This is a genomic window from Accumulibacter sp., assembly GCF_023806635.1.
GTDB lineage: Bacteria > Pseudomonadota > Gammaproteobacteria > Burkholderiales > Rhodocyclaceae > Accumulibacter.
In genome coordinates this window covers 1-16,268 of sequence record NZ_JAMTDQ010000057.1, presented here as the reverse complement: position 1 = coordinate 16,268, position 16,268 = coordinate 1, and the positions used below count along the sequence as shown (strand labels likewise).

Annotated in this window: 17 protein-coding genes and 5 pseudogenes; 19 read left to right on the top strand and 3 right to left on the bottom strand. The window is 62.0% G+C overall.

All coding sequences use genetic code 11. The features are described from left to right. Positions 1-12: 12 nt before the first annotated feature. The 8 genes and pseudogenes from NFW30_RS10855 (at position 13) to NFW30_RS10820 (ending at position 7,005) form a co-directional block, all read left to right on the top strand. On the top strand, positions 13-351 hold the full coding sequence (locus NFW30_RS10855) for a MarR family EPS-associated transcriptional regulator (RefSeq protein ID WP_295355809.1): 339 nt from the start codon (positions 13-15) through the stop codon (positions 349-351). Positions 352-849: 498 nt separating this feature from the next. Then, positions 850-1,239 carry a nucleotidyltransferase domain-containing protein gene (locus tag NFW30_RS10850; RefSeq protein WP_295355869.1) on the top strand — a complete coding sequence of 130 codons (390 nt, stop codon included), beginning with the start codon at positions 850-852 and terminating at the stop codon, positions 1,237-1,239. Beyond that, a pseudogene (locus NFW30_RS10845) lies at positions 1,224-1,639 on the top strand (DUF86 domain-containing protein). Before NFW30_RS10850 ends, NFW30_RS10845 begins: the two are co-directional and overlap by 16 nt. Before the next feature lie 239 nt (positions 1,640-1,878). Further along, positions 1,879-2,862 (top strand): DUF4351 domain-containing protein, encoded by a 984-nt coding sequence (locus NFW30_RS10840; protein WP_295355808.1) that lies wholly within the window; start codon positions 1,879-1,881, stop codon positions 2,860-2,862. Positions 2,863-2,947: 85 nt separating this feature from the next. Further along, positions 2,948-3,154 (top strand): annotated as a pseudogene (locus NFW30_RS10835) (DUF29 family protein); the annotation flags it as partial. A gap of 92 nt (positions 3,155-3,246) precedes the next feature. After that, on the top strand, positions 3,247-4,215 hold the full coding sequence (locus tag NFW30_RS10830; protein WP_295355807.1) for a DUF4351 domain-containing protein: 969 nt from the start codon (positions 3,247-3,249) through the stop codon (positions 4,213-4,215). Between the two features lie 1,237 nt (positions 4,216-5,452). Next, on the top strand, positions 5,453-5,965 hold the full coding sequence (locus NFW30_RS10825; protein ID WP_295355806.1) for a hypothetical protein: 513 nt from the start codon (positions 5,453-5,455) through the stop codon (positions 5,963-5,965). After that, complete coding sequence (locus NFW30_RS10820; protein WP_295372073.1) at positions 5,962-7,005, top strand: DUF4351 domain-containing protein; 1,044 nt, start codon at positions 5,962-5,964, stop codon at positions 7,003-7,005. The genes NFW30_RS10825 and NFW30_RS10820 overlap by 4 nt, the downstream gene beginning before the upstream one ends. Before the next feature lie 1,398 nt (positions 7,006-8,403). Here NFW30_RS10820 and NFW30_RS10815 read toward each other — a convergent pair. Next, a complete protein-coding gene (locus tag NFW30_RS10815) occupies positions 8,404-8,778 on the bottom strand; it encodes a hypothetical protein (RefSeq protein WP_295355872.1) in 375 nt (124 codons plus the stop codon). A gap of 128 nt (positions 8,779-8,906) precedes the next feature. Between NFW30_RS10815 and NFW30_RS10810 the strand changes: the two genes are divergently transcribed. Continuing rightward, a complete protein-coding gene (locus NFW30_RS10810; RefSeq protein WP_363322098.1) occupies positions 8,907-9,218 on the top strand; it encodes a type II toxin-antitoxin system VapC family toxin in 312 nt (103 codons plus the stop codon). 80 nt (positions 9,219-9,298) lie between these two features. Here the strand turns inward: NFW30_RS10810 and NFW30_RS10805 are convergent, their stop codons facing one another. After that, complete coding sequence (locus tag NFW30_RS10805) at positions 9,299-9,853, bottom strand: hypothetical protein (RefSeq protein WP_295372071.1); 555 nt, start codon at positions 9,851-9,853, stop codon at positions 9,299-9,301. 71 nt (positions 9,854-9,924) lie between these two features. On the opposite strand from NFW30_RS10805, the pseudogene NFW30_RS20070 reads away from it, so the two are divergent. Continuing rightward, positions 9,925-10,044, top strand: a pseudogene (locus tag NFW30_RS20070) (DUF3368 domain-containing protein); the annotation flags it as partial. Here the strand turns inward: NFW30_RS20070 and NFW30_RS10800 are convergent. Continuing rightward, complete coding sequence (locus NFW30_RS10800) at positions 10,033-10,254, bottom strand: hypothetical protein (protein WP_295355803.1); 222 nt, start codon at positions 10,252-10,254, stop codon at positions 10,033-10,035. The pseudogene NFW30_RS20070 and the gene NFW30_RS10800 sit on opposite strands and share 12 nt — an antisense overlap. Positions 10,255-10,275: 21 nt before the next feature. Between NFW30_RS10800 and NFW30_RS10795 the strand changes: the two are divergent. The 9 genes and pseudogenes from NFW30_RS10795 to NFW30_RS10755 form a co-directional block, all read left to right on the top strand. Beyond that, a pseudogene (locus NFW30_RS10795) lies at positions 10,276-10,503 on the top strand (GDP-mannose 4,6-dehydratase); the annotation flags it as partial. Between the two features lie 154 nt (positions 10,504-10,657). Further along, positions 10,658-10,879, top strand: a pseudogene (locus tag NFW30_RS20065) (GDP-mannose 4,6-dehydratase); the annotation flags it as partial. Between the two features lie 51 nt (positions 10,880-10,930). Further along, positions 10,931-11,197 carry a DUF2191 domain-containing protein gene (locus NFW30_RS10785; RefSeq protein WP_295355801.1) on the top strand — a complete coding sequence of 89 codons (267 nt, stop codon included), beginning with the start codon at positions 10,931-10,933 and terminating at the stop codon, positions 11,195-11,197. Then, on the top strand, positions 11,194-11,628 hold the full coding sequence (locus NFW30_RS10780) for a type II toxin-antitoxin system VapC family toxin (protein ID WP_295355800.1): 435 nt from the start codon (positions 11,194-11,196) through the stop codon (positions 11,626-11,628). Before NFW30_RS10785 ends, NFW30_RS10780 begins: the two co-directional genes overlap by 4 nt. A gap of 969 nt (positions 11,629-12,597) precedes the next feature. Continuing rightward, on the top strand, positions 12,598-13,035 hold the full coding sequence (locus NFW30_RS10775; RefSeq protein ID WP_295355799.1) for a DUF29 domain-containing protein: 438 nt from the start codon (positions 12,598-12,600) through the stop codon (positions 13,033-13,035). A gap of 59 nt (positions 13,036-13,094) precedes the next feature. Beyond that, a complete protein-coding gene (locus NFW30_RS20060; protein WP_363322096.1) occupies positions 13,095-13,427 on the top strand; it encodes a BrnT family toxin in 333 nt (110 codons plus the stop codon). 75 nt (positions 13,428-13,502) lie between these two features. Next, positions 13,503-13,838, top strand: a complete 336-nt coding sequence (locus NFW30_RS10765) for a helix-turn-helix domain-containing protein (protein ID WP_295355798.1) — start codon at positions 13,503-13,505, stop codon at positions 13,836-13,838. A 1,760-nt stretch (positions 13,839-15,598) separates the two neighbouring features. Further along, positions 15,599-15,823, top strand: a complete 225-nt coding sequence (locus NFW30_RS10760; protein ID WP_295372068.1) for a hypothetical protein — start codon at positions 15,599-15,601, stop codon at positions 15,821-15,823. Between the two features lie 229 nt (positions 15,824-16,052). After that, a partial coding sequence (locus tag NFW30_RS10755) for a transposase (protein WP_295372065.1) occupies positions 16,053-16,268 on the top strand: 216 nt, incomplete at its 3' end.

The following is a 16,268-nucleotide window of genomic DNA, read 5'->3' as shown; positions in this document are numbered from 1 at the left end:
TGAACGGCGAACATGACTCCGGCGGAACAGGCTCAGCTGCGCATCCTCAAGATCGTCGACGCCGAGCCGGCGATCAGCCAGCGACAGCTTGCCGAACGACTCGGGGTCAGCCTCGGCAAGGTCAACTATCTGCTCAGGGCGCTGCTGGACAAGGGCCACATCAAGGCCGGCAATTTCCTGCGCGCCGAGGACAAGTCGAAGTATGCCTACCTGCTGACGCCGGAAGGCATCAGTGCCAAGCTGCAGCTCACGCGCAACTACCTGGCGCGCAAGGAGCAGGAGTACCTGGCCGTGAAGGCCGAGATCGACGCCATGCGTGCCGAACTGGGCGTTCACGAGGAGTGCCGCTGACCTGGTGGCCGGTTGCCGTTCCGCGACGTCGGGACAGGAGTCGCAGGCGACCGCTCCCGGCCGGATGAAAGGCAAAGCGTGCTGAATGCTCTCGAGCATCCGGGCATGGCGGTAGCGTGCCTGCGGGCTACGGCGCAGGAAGCTGTCGTCGCCTGGCCCCCAGCACATCCAGGCGCGCACCCGGTTCTTCGGTTCCCCGTTTGACGACTCCGGACACGCGCTGGTCGCCGTGGTGGCGCGCGCCGGCTGGACATGGACAGGTTTGACGCCATGTCGACCGGCCCGAGAAGGTAACGACCCGGCTCGTCACGTGGCCCATTCGGTATCCTGTCACGGTATTGCCGGGGCATGCAGGCAAGGTTGCCGCAATCGATCCAGCTTCGCCCGTTGCCCCTGTTGAGGGACACAGTTCCCATGCCGTGCCCCCTGATCGACTTTCGAAGTGCCGTGTTTGATGGTGTTCTCAGGAGAATCGAGCATGCAGTCCCCTTGTCGCAGATGACCACGACCGAATTGATTGGCTCGGTGCTGCGCCGCCACCCTCATGTCAAGCTGGCGGTACTGTTTGGCTCACTGGCAGGGGGTGCGGCTCGACCGGACAGCGACCTCGACCTGGCGGTGGCGGATGACAGGCCGTTGAGCGCCGATGCCAGGATGGCGTTGATCGCCGATCTTGCGGAGCATGTCGGCCGGCCGGTCGATCTGATTGACCTGACTCGCACCGGCGAGCCGCTGCTCGGCCAAATCCTTGCGCATGGGCGCCGCATCCTGGGAAGCGATGAACGCTACGCCGACCTGTTGCGCCGGCACCTGTTCGATGAGGCGGATTTCGGGCCCTATCGTAGCCGCATATTGGCCGAACGGAGGCGGGCATGGATCGGCAGGTAGTCGAGCAGAAGCTCGAGTCCCTCCGCCGCTTTCTGCTCAGGGTGAAGGAGAAATGCCCGCTTGATGCGGCAAGCCTGGAGCGTGATGTTGACGCCCAGGACATCATCACGCTGAATCTGACCCGCGCCGTGCAAGTCTTCGTCGATCTGGCGGCCCACTTGATCGCCAGCCGCGACGTCCCCGCGCCAAGCACCATGGGGCAAAGCTTTGAAGCTCTCGCAAGCCTTGGCCTAATCAGCCCGCTCCTGGCCATCCGCATGAAGAAGGCGGTCGGATTCCGCAGCATCGCCTCCACAATTACGACGCCATTGACTGGCACATCGTGCACAGCATTTGTCAGCGGAACCTGAATGACTTCCGGGATTTCGCCGCCTGCATCGTGAATCTGGAACGACTCTGATCCGTGGCGCGCGGCCATGCCTGCGTCACCGCGCGCGACAGTGAGATCGTCAGGCAGCAGCGGGACACGTTCCGGCACCGGCAACTCACCAAAGGTATTTCATATACTGTCACCTTTATTTGAAGCTCTCGCCCTCCGGGTGCCCCACGATGACGCACAAGGACGGCAAGCAGGCGGCGGGCGCCGTCAAGGTGCTCTTCTCTTGAGGAAGTTCATATCCTGTCCCCCCTTTCCGCACGATGAACCCGCCCCTCGAGACCGCCGTCGGCAACGACGACTACGACACTCCCTGGAAAGGCGCCGTCACGCGCTACTTTCCCGAGTTCATCGCGTTCTACTTTCCAGACGCGCATCGGCAGATCGACTGGAACCGCGGCTACACCTTCCTTGATCAGGAACTCGCCCAGATCGTCAGAGATGCCGAACTCGGCAAGCGGCTCCTCGACAAACTCGTCCAGGTCGCCACCCACGACGGCGGCGAACACTGGGTGTACGTGCACATCGAAGTGCAAGGTGGCCAGGAGGGTGACTTCGCCGAACGCCTCTTCACCTACAACTACCGTCTCTACGACAGATACCGGCGCCCCATCGCCAGCCTCGCCGTTCTTGCTGACGACCGTCCACACTGGAAGCCGCAAACCTATGGATATGAACTCTTCGGTTGCCGGCACTACCTCGAATTTCCCACGGTAAAGCTGCTCGACTACCAGCCGCAAGCCGAAGCCCTGCTGGTCGACCCCAACCCTTTCGCCCTGGTTACTGCCGCTCACCTGCTAACCCAGCAAACCAAGGGCGACGACGGGCAAAGGCTTGCTGCAAAATGGCGGCTGGCCAAACTGCTCTACGAACGCAACTGGGACAAGCAACGCATCATTGACCTGTTCAGCGTCATCGACTGGATGATGCAAGTGCCCAAAGAGCTGCAGAATCAACTCTGGCAAGACATCGAACAACTGGAGAGGAACCGAGCCATGCCCTACATCACCTCGGTAGAACGTATCGGCATTGAGAAAGGCATGCAGCAAGGCATGGAGCAAGGCATGCAGCAAGGCATTCGGCAAGGGGAGTCTGCGCTCCTCGAACGCCAACTCAGCCGCCGCTTCGGCCCGCCGAGCGCGGAGACACGGGCCCGGCTGCAGGCCGCCACCGTCGAAGAACTGGAGCAATGGGCCGAGAACATCCTGGGCGCCACGACGCTGGAAGAGGTCTTCAAGGATCAGTGAGCATTTGACCACCAAGTACGAAACCGATGTCGTGGCATGGGCAAACGAGTAGGCCAGCCTTCTTCGTGCCTGACGGTTCGAACCGCTCGACAGCGACCACCTCACGGAGGAAATCGAAGACGTGGGCAAGAGCGAACAGCGCGCACCTGCCAGCCGGATGTCGGTTCTTCTGGTCCATTTGCTCAAGTGGCGACCCCTGCCGGAACGGCGGGAAGCCAGTCGGGAAAAGACCCTCCTCGCGCCGCGCCAGGAGATGGTCCAAGGGCCACCGAGCCACGCCAGCCTCCCGTAGGAGCCGGATTCCTCGGGCGAACGAGGCGCATGAGTGAGTCAGCCGGCTGGCGAACCGACCTCGATCACCTTCGCCACGCCTGTCTCTGACCCATGGAAGAGCCGACTCTCCCCAGCGATGACTACGACACCCCGTGGAAAGAAGCCCTGACACGCTACTTCCCGGAGTTCATGGCCTTCTACTTCCCCCGTGCCCACGCCGAGATCGACTGGCAACTGCCGCACACTTTCCTCGAACAGGAACTCGCCCAGGTGGTGCAGGACGCCCAACTGGGCAAGCGTCTGGTTGACTGTCTGGTGCAGGTCGCGACGCGCGCCGGAGGTGAGCAATGGGTCTACATCCACGTCGAAGTCCAGGGCCAGCAGGATGCCGACTTTCCAGAGCGCCTGTTCACCTACAACTACCGCCTCTACGACCGCTACCGTCGTCCGGTTGCCAGTCTGGCCGTGCTGGCCGACGAACGCGAAAACTGGAAGCCGGACGGGTTTGGCTATCAACTGTTCGGCTGCGAGGTCGGCATCCGCTTTCCCGTGGTCAAGCTCCTCGACTACGCCAACCAGAGCGAGCCCCTGCTTGAAGACTCCAACCCCTTCGCACTGGTCACCGCTGCTCACCTTCTTACCCGGCGCACCAAGGGTGACCCGGAACAGCGCTATGCGGCAAAATGGCGGCTGGCCAAGCTGCTCTACGAGCGCAATTGGGACAGGCAGCGCATCATCGATCTGTTCGCGGTCATCGACTGGCTGATGCGGCTGCCGACAGATCTGGAGCAACGACTGCTGCAGGAAGTCTACACACTGGAAAGGAGGGTCATCATGCCTTACGTCACTTCTGCAGAACGCTTCGGAGTCGAGAGAGGCCGCCAGGAAGGCCGGCAGGAAGGCCGGCAGGAAGGTGAGGCTGCCCTCCTTAAACGCCTGCTCGCGCGTCGCTTTGGCGCGCTCCCCGATGCGGTCCAGGTTCGGCTGAGCACCGCCGATGTCGATCAACTGGAAGAATGGGCGATCAAGGTGCTCGATGCCGAGTCCCTGGACGAAGTCTTCGATCAGCGCCCGCAGTAGCAAGAAGCAGCACACCCCATCCAGCACACCCCATCGTGCTGCGACGTCGCAGGGCCACGTCAAGACTTCGAGAAACGGTGACGGTATACCTTTCGTCCGGGGAACGGACGATGCTTTGGCAACCTCGATAGACGCCATGTTGCCGCCTGGACGTTGGCGTTCAAGCCCAACACCGGCGACCGGCCTGAAGTGCCGAGCTGGAGGCTGCTCGCCGACCCCTTCGCACTGCGGGGCGACCGCGTGCCAATCGGTCGCCTTGGAGGCAGTGGCGATTCGCGTGAGGCACCCGCAGACTGCGCTCGAACCGATCGGAGAGTGCGGGTCTCTGAAATGAATTCATATACCGTCCCCTTTTTTGGCAGTGCAGGGCTGCGGCAACCGTGAAGCAATTCACACGCCACCGGACCGGGCACTGGGATCATCCCGGGGCAGTCGCACGTCGGTGCGCTCGCCGTGTGGCTTGGCGTTGACCAGGCGCGACCGGCCATTCGGGCGCGAACGGCGGTTCCCCGCAAGGGCCGCGCGCTGCGAGCCCTTTCGAAGCGAACCGCGACCCGTCACGGTCGCTGTGCACGGAACGAAGGACGACCAGTCTGCTGGATGCCAGCGCATTCGGGCATGGCGGTAGCGTGCCCGCGAGCGCGCGCTGGCAGACGCCGGGAGGACGGCAGGCAATCGCCGGCCTGCAAGGCACGGACCGGAGCAGAGCCGTAGTAGACGCCAGTTCGAGCACCGTCTCGGGCCGCTGCCGGGTAACCGTTCACTCCCCACCACGCCGAGAAACGGTGACAGCAAACTATTCTTGCGTGGAGGGCATGCTTCGGCGACTCAACATACGCCATGTTGTCGTCCGGGGACTAGCGTTCAACCCGAACACCGACGACCTGTTCAAAGCGCCGGGCCGGACGCTGCTTACCAACCTTTTCGCCATGGGGCGACGGCGGCCGCGCACGCGCTGGTCGCCACGGCAGCGGCCCGGCGCGTCTTCGGCGACGAGGTGCGCCTGATCCCGGTGATCCATCCGCAGACTCCGCTCGAAGCGCTTGGTGAGCGCGTTGGTCTCTGGAATGAATTTCATATACTGTCACCTCTATTCGTGAAGTGCTCGACTTTGTGGGTTACCTGAAGTCCAAACACCGGACGGCTGAGTCCGCCGAGGGCGACGAGGCGGCAGATTGGGCGGAATTTGTGAAGCACGCGTGCGCTTGGTCGGGACAATACCATCGGGACGAGTGCTATGACCGCAAGGTTCTTCGCTGATACCAATATTGTCGTTTACTCGTTGGACGAAGACTCCGACAAGCGCCAGTGCTGCTTTGAGATCCTCCGGCGCCGGCCGGTGATCAGCGTCCAGGTCATCACCGGTAACCGTTCACTCCCCACCACGCCGAGAAACGGTGACAGCAAACTATTCTTGCGTGGAGGGCATGCTTCGGCGACTCAACATACGCCATGTTGTCGTCCGGGGACTAGCGTTCAACCCGAACACCGACGACCTGTTCAAAGCGCCGGGCCGGACGCTGCTTACCAACCTTTTCGCCATGGGGCGACGGCGGCCGCGCACGCGCTGGTCGCCACGGCAGCGGCCCGGCGCGTCTTCGGCGACGAGGTGCGCCTGATCCAGGTGATCCATCCGCAGACTCCGCTCGAAGCGCTTGGTGAGCGGGTTGGTCTCTGGAATGAATTGCATATACTGTCACCTCTATTCTCAGAGGAAATGCATATCCTCTCCCCCCTTTCCGCACGATGAACCCGCCCCTCGAGCCCGCCGTCGCCAACGACGACTACGACACTCCCTGGAAAGACGCCGTCACGCGCTACTTTCCCGAGTTCATCGCGTTCTACTTTCCAGACGCGCATCGGCAGATCGACTGGAACCGCGGCTACACCTTCCTTGATCAGGAACTCGCCCAGATCGTCAGAGATGCCGAACTCGGCAAGCGGCTCCTCGACAAACTCGTCCAGGTCGCCACCCACGACGGCGGCGAACACTGGGTGTACGTCCACGTCGAAGTGCAGGGCGACCCAGCCGGCGACTTCGCCGAGCGTCTCTTTACGTACAACTACCGTCTCTACGACAAATACCGACGCCCCATCGCCAGCCTCGCCGTTCTTGCCGACGACCGTCCACGCTGGAAGCCGCAAAGCTATGGATATGAACTCTTCGGTTGCCGGCACTACCTCGATTTTCCCGCGGCAAAGCTGCTCGACTACCAGCCGCAAGCCCAGGCGCTGCTGGTCGACCCCAACCCTTTCGCCCTGGTTACTGCCGCTCACCTGCTAACCCAGCAAACCAAGGGCGACGACGGGCAAAGGCTTGCTGCAAAATGGCGGCTGGCCAAACTGCTCTACGAACGCAACTGGGACAAGCAACGCATCATTGACCTGTTCAGCGTCATCGACTGGATGATGCAAGTGCCCAAAGAGCTGCAGAATCAACTCTGGCAAGACATCGAACAACTGGAGAGGAACCGAGCCATGCCCTACATCACCTCGGTAGAACGTATCGGCATTGAGAAAGGCATGCAGCAAGGCATGCAGCAAGGAATGCAGCAAGGCATGCAGCAAGGCATGCGGCAAGGAATGCAGCAAGGCATTCGGCAAGGAATGCAGCAAGGCATTCGGCAAGGGGAGTCTGCGCTCCTCGAACGCCAACTCACGCGCCGCTTCGGCCCGCCCAGCGCGGAGACACTGGCTCGGCTGAACGCCGCCACCGTCGAAGAACTGGAGCAATGGGCCGAGAACATCCTGGACGCCACGACGCTGGAAGAGGTCTTCAAGGATCACTGACGTCACGGACGACCTTCGCGAAAGCGAAGCCGGCGTGGTCTGGCGCATGCGGCGGCGCGACGGGTGGCTGTACGCGAAGAAGGGAGCATCGACGAAGCGCACCTGGCTGACTGCGAGAAACGGTGACAGTATACTATTCTTGCGTGGCAGGCATGCTTCGGCGACTCAACGGGCGCCATGTTGCCGTCTGGGGACACGCGTTCAAGCCGAACACGGACGACCTGTGCAAGGCGCCGGGCCGGACGCTGCTTACCAACCTTTTCGCCACGGAAGCGGCCCAACGCGTCTTCGGCGACGAGGCGTTTCTGATCCAGGTTGGCCATCCGCGGACTCCGCTCGAAGCGCTTGGTGAACGGGTTGGTCTGTCGAATGAATTCATATACTGTCACCTTTATTACACAGCGGGCCCGGCGAGGGTAATCCCGTGCTCTGTCCTCACAACGAGGACGGTGCCATGGCCATCAAGTGCGACTGATCATCGAGCCGCACGGCCAGGATCCGCAAGTGCTGCGTGGCAACGGTGACTGTATGCTTTTCGTCCGTGGAACGGACGATGCTTTGGCAACCTCGAGGGACGCCATGTTGCCGCCTGGACGTTGGCGTTCGAGCCGAACACCGGCGACCGGCCTGAAGTGCCGAGCCGGAGGCTGCTCGCCGACCCCTCCGCACTGCGGGGCGACCGCGTGCGAATCGGTCGCCATGGAGGCAGTGGCGATCCGCGTGAGGCGTCCGCAGACTGCGCTCGAACCGACCGGAGAGTGCTGGTCTCTGAAATGAATACATATACCGTCCCCTTTTTTGGCAGTGCAGGGCTGCGGCAACCGTGAAGCAATTCACACGCCACCGGACCGGGCACTGGGATCATCCCGGGGCAGTCGCACGTCGGTGCGCTCGCCGTGTGGCTTGGCGTTGACCAGGCGCGACCGGCCATTCGGGCGCGAACGGCGGTTCCCCGCAAGGGCCGCGCGCTGCGAGCCCTTTCGAAGCGAACCGCGACCCGTCACGGTCGCTGTGCACGGAACGAAGGACGACCAGTCTGCTGGATGCCAGCGCATTCGGGCATGGCGGTAGCGTGCCCGCGAGCGCGCGCTGGCAGACGCCGGAAGGACGGCGGGCAATCGCCGGCCTGCAAGGCACGGACCGGAGCAGGGCCGCAGTAGACGCCAGTTCGAGCACCGTCTCGGGCCGCTGCCGGAGTAGGCACACCGACGGCTTGTGGCGGCGACGGTGGAGCAACTGGATGCTTGGGCGCCCGAAAACCTCGATAAGCGGTAAGGGTATGCTGTTGTTGCCTGGAGGGCCTGCTGCGACGACTCAACGGACGCCATGTTGCCGTCCGGGGGCTGGCATTCAAGCCGAACACCGACGACCTCGGCAAAGCGCCGGGCCGGACACTGTTTACCAACCTTCTCGCCACGGGGCGACGGCGACCGCGCAGGCGCCGGTCGCCCTGGAAGCGGCCCGGCGCGTCTTCGGCGACGAGGCGTGCCAGACCCAGGTGATCCATTCGCAGACTCCGCTCGAAGCGCTTGGTGAGCGGGTTGGTCTCTGGAATGAATTCCATGTACTGTCACCTCTATGTCGGTGGAGTTTGGAGAGCATCACATGCAAGTGGAACGACTGTTTGAGCAGGTCAAGGATCGGCATGTGCTGATTGAACTGCCCGATGCCTTCAATAACCGCCGCGTCGAAATCATTGTCCTCGCCGCCGATGAAGCGGTTGCGGTCGGTCGGAGTCCCCACCCGCACATTGCCGGCCGAGTTCAAATCCATGGCGATATTCTCGGTAGCGTTCCCGAAAGCGACTGGGAGCTGCCTGGATGATCGTTCTCGACACGCACATCTGGCTTTGGTGGATCGATGAGGATCAAATGCGCCTCCAATCGGCGTAGACCGAGCGTATCGAAAGTGCTGAGCCGGTCGGTGTTTCGGCCATTTCCTGCTTCGAAGTCGCCTGGTCGGCACACCATGGCCGAATCGGCCTGCCCTGTGCAGAAGAGGAGTGGTTCGAGAAAGCGCTCGATGGTTCGGGCATCCGGCTGCTGCCGATCACCCCACGCGTTGCCCGCCTTGCCGTTCAGCTTGCCGAACATCATCGCGACCCGCAGGATCGACTGATTGTCGCGACGGCACTGACGCACGAAGCGACACTCATTTCCATGGATGACAGGTTTCCCCTGGATGCCGAACTCGCCGGGCATCTGCTCCGTTGAGGCCGCTGATCGCACCCTGACTGCGGCTGACCAGGCAGGATGGCCTGCCTGCCGCACGCTCCATGGACTCGGTACGAGAATCAGAAGTTGCGACGCACGCATCGGCAACGACTGCAGCCGAGGTTGTCAAAGAGCCACTTGGCACCGGTGTCCTGACGCGCCTCGTACCGGGACAAGCCCGACCTGTCCTCCAGGCCTGACCCGCTCGAACGCCGCGTCAGTTCGCCAGCAGCGACCGTGAACTGGCTGCAGAGTCCAACACGGTCGGCCGCATCATCCGGATAGAGAAGCGTGTTGCGCCTGCCGAAGTCCGTCGAGCTGTCGCGCGGCTTCGGGGAAGCGGTGACGGTATGCCGTTCTTGCACGGAGGGCATGCTTCGGCGACTCAACGGACGCCATGTTGCCGTCCGTGGGCTGGCATGCAAGCCGAATACCGACGACCTCGGCAAAACGCCGGGCCGGACGCTGCTTACCAACCTCTTCGCCACGAAGCGACGGCGACCTCGCGCGGGCTGGTCGCCATGGAAGTGGCCCGGCGCGTCTTTGACGACGAGGCGCGCCTGAGCCAGGTAATCCATCCGCAGACTCCGCTCGAAGCGCTTGCTGAGCGGGTCGGTCTCTGGAAGGAATTTCATATACTGTCACCTCTATTCCCGGTCTCTGGAATGAATTTCATATACTGTCACCTCTATTCCCTCTATTCAGAGTGACCATCGACGAGCGCCAGGGCCGCCGCATCGCCGAGTATCTTGGGCTTAACGTGACAGGCACGCTCGGTGTGCTTGCCAAAGCCAAGTCGGCTGGCCTGATCCAGTCATTCCATGAAGCCGCGCAAGCGCTGCGACAACAAGGCATCCACTACAATGCCGGGCTGATCAGTCGGGTTGCCCTGCACTTGGGCGAGGACCCCGGAGCCCCTTTTGTTGGCGCACTGCACGCAGGCCGCTGTCCGCTGCTGCTGTATCGATTTCCCAACCGCTTTCAACAGGGCAGAATCACTCGCCCCCTTGAGACGAATCCAGCGAGGGTATTTCATATACTGTCCCCTTTATTCTGTCGCATCAAACTCGGCCTGCAAGACTGCCTCTACTTCGGCAATATGGACGCCAAGCGGGACTGGGGCCACGCCAAGGACTACGTGGAGATGCAGTGGCTCATGCTGCAACAGGACCGGCCGGAAGACTTCGTCATCGCCACCGGCGTGCAATACAGCGTGCGGGACTTCGTCAACGCCGCCGCCCAGGAACTGGGCATGCAAATCCGCTGGGAAGGCCAGGGCGTTGAGGGGAAAAAGGCTATTGGGTCAATTCGTCATTGCGAGGCGGCGAAGCCACCGCAGCAACCCAGCAAGCCGTCATTGCGAAAAGCGCGGCCACCCCAGAAACCCCGCAAGCCGTCATTGCGAGAAGGCAAAGCGGAGCCGGCAACCGCCGGCAACCCAGCCCCTACCCATCGTCGCCGTCGACCCGAGATGCTTCCGCCCCGCCGAAGTGGAAACCCTGCTGGGCGACCCCGCCAAGGCCAAGGCCAAGCTGGGCTGGGTGCCGAAGACCACCTTCGACGAGTTGGTGGCCGAGATGGTGCGGGAAGACCTCAAGTCCGCCGAACGGGACGAACTCGTCAAGAAGCACGGCTACAAGGCCATGGATTACGACGAGTAGGCGGCGCCCCCTTGTGATATGATGTCTTGATGCTATTGATGAGGCATAGTGATGCGCACAACCTTGACGATTGAAGATGGTCTGGCCAACGAACTCAAGCGGCGTGCCATAGAAGCGGGCAAGCCCTTCAAGCAAGTGGTTAACGAAGCCTTGCTGGCGGGTTTGCAGGGCCCAATCACCCCGCGTCTCAAGCCCTATCGCCTCAAGCCGGTTTCCCTCGGGGCCCCTTCGGCGGCTATCGATCTGGTCAAGGCGCTGCAACTGGCAGATGGCCTTGAGGATGACGCGATCCGTGCCAAGCTGGAGCAGCGCAAGTGATACTGGTGGACGCCAACCTGTTGATCTATGCGGTCAACAGCGACCTGCCCCAGCACAAGCAGGCGAGGGCCTGGTGGGAAGAGACCCTCTCGGGCGCGGCGGTGGTCGGTATTCCGCTGGTCGTGCTGCTGGCATTCCTGCGCATTTGCACGAACCCCAGGGTGTTCGCAAAACCCATGTCGCCGGAATCCGCCATTGCCTATATCGACGAATGGCTTGATCAGCCTGCCGTCAGGTTGGTAGGGCCGGGTGCCGGGCATTGGGCAGTCCTGCGAAATTTGCTGGTCCAGACCGGCATGTCGGGCAACTTGACCACCGATGCACATATCGCCGCATTGGCCCTGGAGCAGGGTTACAGCATCTATTCCGCGGACAACGATTTCCGACGTTTCCCGGGATTGAAACACGTCAACCCGCTTGCAGGTCGCTGACCTACATCCATGGATACACACGCCAAGATCTACGTCGCCGGCCATCGGGGTCTGGTCGGTTCCGCGCTGATGCGACGCCTCCAGAATTCCCCCTCGCCCTCTGGGAGAGGGGCCGGGGGAGAGGGCCAGTCATGCATCGTCCAGGTCGACACCCCCGCTACTTGCGCCCCACCGAAGTGGAAACCCTCCTGGGCGCCACGAGGGGCGACCGCGTTCGACCCCGTCGCCAGGGAAACGGCTTGGCGCGTCTGCAGACACGGCGGTACGGAAACGGGTCACGAAGTGCGTTGGCGCTTGCGCGGGAATGAGGGCTTCCTGGCGCCGCCCCAATCCTTCACAACCCCCGACACCTCGCGCCATGACCGAGGTCTGGAGAAACGGTGACAGTAAACTATTCTTGCATCGCTCGTCGCCTGAGCTTCGGTACCCGCAGCGAGCAAGGAACTCGAGCGTTTGCGCTGCTCGCCAGCATCATCGACACTTGTCGCGCAAGGAAGGCGTCCGCTTGGGATTACCTCACCGCCGCCCTTCAGGCCGGCCGCCAGGGACTACCGATGCCGCCTTTGCCCGCCGTCTCGGTAGGGGGGTGATTGGTTACGATCAGTCGGGTTGCCCTGCACTTGGGCGAGGGCCCGGGATCGAAGTGAATGACCCGGTGCGCCCTTTTTGTTGGCGCACTACATGCAGGCCGCTGTCCGCTGCTGCTGTGTCGATTTTCCAACCGCTGTCAACAGGGCCAAATCACTCGCACCCTTGAGACGAATCCAGCGAGGGCATTTCCTATACTGTCCCCGTTTTTCCGCACGTGCTCGTCGCCAGGAAAGCGGCCCAACGCGTGTTCGGCGACGAGGCGTGCCTAGTCCAGGTTGGCCATCCGCAGACTCCGATCGAAGCGCCTGGTGAACGGGTTGGTCTCTGGAATGAATTCATATACTGTCACCTTCATTGGCACTTCATTGGGAGGTCGATATGACCACCAGGTACGAAACCGATATCGTGGCATGGGCAAACGAGCAGGCCAGCCTTCTTCGTGCTGGGCGGTTGGAGCTGCTCGACCGCGACCACCTCGCGGAGGAAATCGAAGACGTGGGCAAGAGCGAACAGCGCGAACTGGCGAGCCGGATGTCGGTTCTCATGGCTCATCTGCTCAAGTGGCGGTATCAGCCGGAGCGGCGGGGAGCCAGTTGGGAAAAGACCATCCTCGCGCAGCGCAAGGAGATTGCCTATGGACTGAGTGACGCCCCAAGCCTCACCCCCAAGCTCCAGGAAACTCGATGGCTTGAGATGGTGTGGGCGAAGGCTGTTGCGCAAGCGGTTGGGGAAAGCGGCCTTGATTGCTTTCCCGAGGCCTGTCCGTGGGCGATGGAAGAAGAAGTCCTCAATGAGGGCTGGTTACCGGACGCCTGAAGACATTCTTTGCGACCAGCCGATCCCTGGCGCAGTCACGTCAGCAGGCGGACAGAGGCTTGCGCAGTACCAGCGGTGGACCGAGAAACGGTTGCGCTAGGCTTTTGTTCCCTGGACGGTACGATGCTTCGGTAACGACTCTTATCCACCATAGATCTGCTGGTTCTTTTCAGGCTGACTCCTCTTCGGGAGGTATTTCCCATACTGTCCCCCTTGTCGCTGAGTGGGATGAAGCAACGAGCGACTTGTGCTTCAGAGAGCGCGGTCTTGATTTTGCCTACGCGGCGCAGGTGTTCTTTGATCCCGATCGAATGGTGCAGGCCGATACCAGATACAGCCATGGCGAGAAACGCCATCGGGTGATCGGTGCGATCGAGCAGCGATTTTTGTAGTGGTTTACACCCCTCGTCATGACGCCATGCGCATCATTTCGGCGCGCGAGGCCAACCAGCGTGAGGTTCGGTACTATGGAAATGGTTCGAGTGACGATTGATGCCGCCGCTGCGGATGGGCCGACACTTGGGCGTATCGACCCGGCACGTGTGGACGCCACGACTGAAGAGAGCATCGCTGCACAGCGCGCGGCGGATGAATCCGAAGCCCGGCTGGATGCGGCCCGGTACGCACGCAGGGTCAGAACGCGCCTTGGTCTCAGCCAGGTCGAGTTTGCGCGACGTATTGATGTCTCTGTCGAGACCATCCGCAATTGGGAACAAGGCAAACGCTCCCCGGCAGGTGCGGCAAAGGCATTGTTCAAAGTGTTGGACAAGGCACCCGAGCTGGCGCTGGCCGCACTCGAGTAGAACCATGGTTTCCAGATTGGCGATGATCGTGACATGGGTGCATCCAGCGGGCCCGGCGAGGGTAGTCCCGTGCTCTGTCCTCACAACGAGGACGGTGCCATGGCCATCAAGTGCGACTGATCATCGAGCCGCACGGCCAGGATCCGCAAGTGCTGCGTGGCAACGGTGACTGTATGCTTTTCGTCCGTGGAACGGACGATGCTTTGGCAACCTCGAGAGACGCCATGTTGCCGCCTGGACGTTGGCGTTCAAGCCGAACACCGGCGACCGGCCTGAAGTGCTGAGCCGGAGGCTGCTCGCCGACCCCTTCGCACTGCGGGTCGACCGCGTACGAATCGGTCGCCATGAAGGCAGTGGCGATCCGCGTGAGGCACCCGCAGACTGCGCTCGAACCGACCGGAGAGTGCTGGTCTCTGAAATGAATTCATATACCGTCCCCTTTTTTGGCAGTGCAGGGCTGCGGCAACCGTGAAGCAATTCACACGCCACCGGACCGGGCACTGGGATCATCCCGGGGCAGTCGCACGTCGGTGCGCTCGCCGTGTGGCTTGGCGTTGACCAGGCGCGACCGGCCATTCGGGCGCGAACGGCGGTTCCCCGCAAGGGCCGCGCGCTGCGAGCCCTTTCGAAGCGAACCGCGACCCGTCACGGTCGCTGTGCACGGAACGAAGGACGACCAGTCTGCTGGATGCCAGCGCATTCGGGCATGGCGGTAGCGTGCCCGCGAGCGCGCGCTGGCAGACGCCGGGAGGACGGCGGGCAATTGCCGGCCTGCAAGGCACGGACCGGAGCAGGGCCGTAGTAGACGCCAGTTCGAGCACCGTCTCGGGCCGCTGCCGGAGTGGGCGCACCGACGGCTTGTGGCGGCGACGGTGGAGCAACTGGATGCTTGGGCGCCCGAACACCTCGATAAGCGGTGAGAGTATGCTGTTGTTGCCCGGAGAGCCTGCTTCGGCGACTCAACGGACGCCATGTTCCCGTCCGGGGACTGGCATTCAAGCCCAACACCGACGACCTCGGCAAAGCGCTGGGCCGGACCCTGTTTACCAACCCTCTCGCCACGGGGCGACGGCGACCGCGCAGGCGCCGGTAGCCATGGAAGCGGTCAGGCGCGTCTTCGGCGACGAGGCGTGCCAGACCCGGGTGATCCATTCGCAGACTCCGCTCGAAGCGCTTGGTGAGCGGGCTGGTCTCTGGAATGAATTCCAAATACTGTCACCTTTATTACACAGCAGTCGGCAGTTCGTCGTCCAGTTTTCGTCAAGTTCGCCGCCGTAGAAGCGGGGCGCGCCGGTGTAGTCTGCCGGTAACGACCGCGAGTGTGTGCATTCCTGGCTGACGAGGGTGACACTGAGGCATGACGGTATGGAAACGGGTTATCCACAGTGCGTTCGCGCTTGCGCGGGAATGAGGGCTTTCTGGCGCCGCCCCAATTGCTGACCGCGCAGCCTCGCGCCATGACCGAGGCCAGCTGAGGTTGGTGAGTGGGCTCTGTGCTGGAAGGTATTTCATATACGGGCCCGTATGTTCCAGCGTCGATCACTTGGAGACCTTCGTTGGAGAAATCCGGGCTTTGCAGGATGCCGCCTCTGCTGGCGGCAATCCAGCGCAAAGGCTTCGTCATCGCCACCGGCGTACAATGTTCCGTCAGAGATTTCGTCAACTCCGCCGCCAAAAACTCGGCATGCTCCAGGCTGGTGGGCTGAAGAACCCGACGGAAGTGGTTAAACTCAAGAAAAGTGCATGGCGAGGTAGGTCACATGAACAGCGTGGCAGAACTGGTTTTCGAGCAAGTGCGTAGCCTTCCCGAAGCTGAGTTGCGTGAAGTGCTCGACTTTGTGGGTTACCTGAAGTCCAAACACCGGACGGCTGAGTCCGCCGAGGGCGACGAGGCGGCAGATTGGGCGGAATTTGTGAAGCACGCGTGCGCTTGGTCGGGACAATACCATCGGGACGAGTGCTATGACCGCAAGGTTCTTCGCTGATACCAATATTGTCGTTTACTCGTTGGACGAAGACTCCGACAAGCGCCAGTGCTGCTTTGAGATCCTCCGGCGCCGCCCAGGGCCTCCGCACTCGGACGGCATAAAACCTGAACCAAAAACGGGTAATCCCCCGGCTCTGCCGGGGGACTGGAGAAGTTTGACATTTCAGGGAGTCCATCAGGAAACTTCAAGCCGTGAGCCGCCAAGCACACGACTATGGAGAATCCCGATGGACGAGTCTGAAAGCCTAAGCCACTCGAAGTGGGAGTGCAAATATCACGTAGTGTTCATCCCGAAGTGCCGACGGCGTACGCTGTATGAGCAGCTGCGTCGCCACCTCGGGGAAGTGTTCCGCAAACTGGCGGAACAGAGGGAGAGTCGGATCGAAGAGGGTTTACTCCGTTTTGTGTGGAACGAGGGCCATCTGGGCGAACGGCGGGGTGGG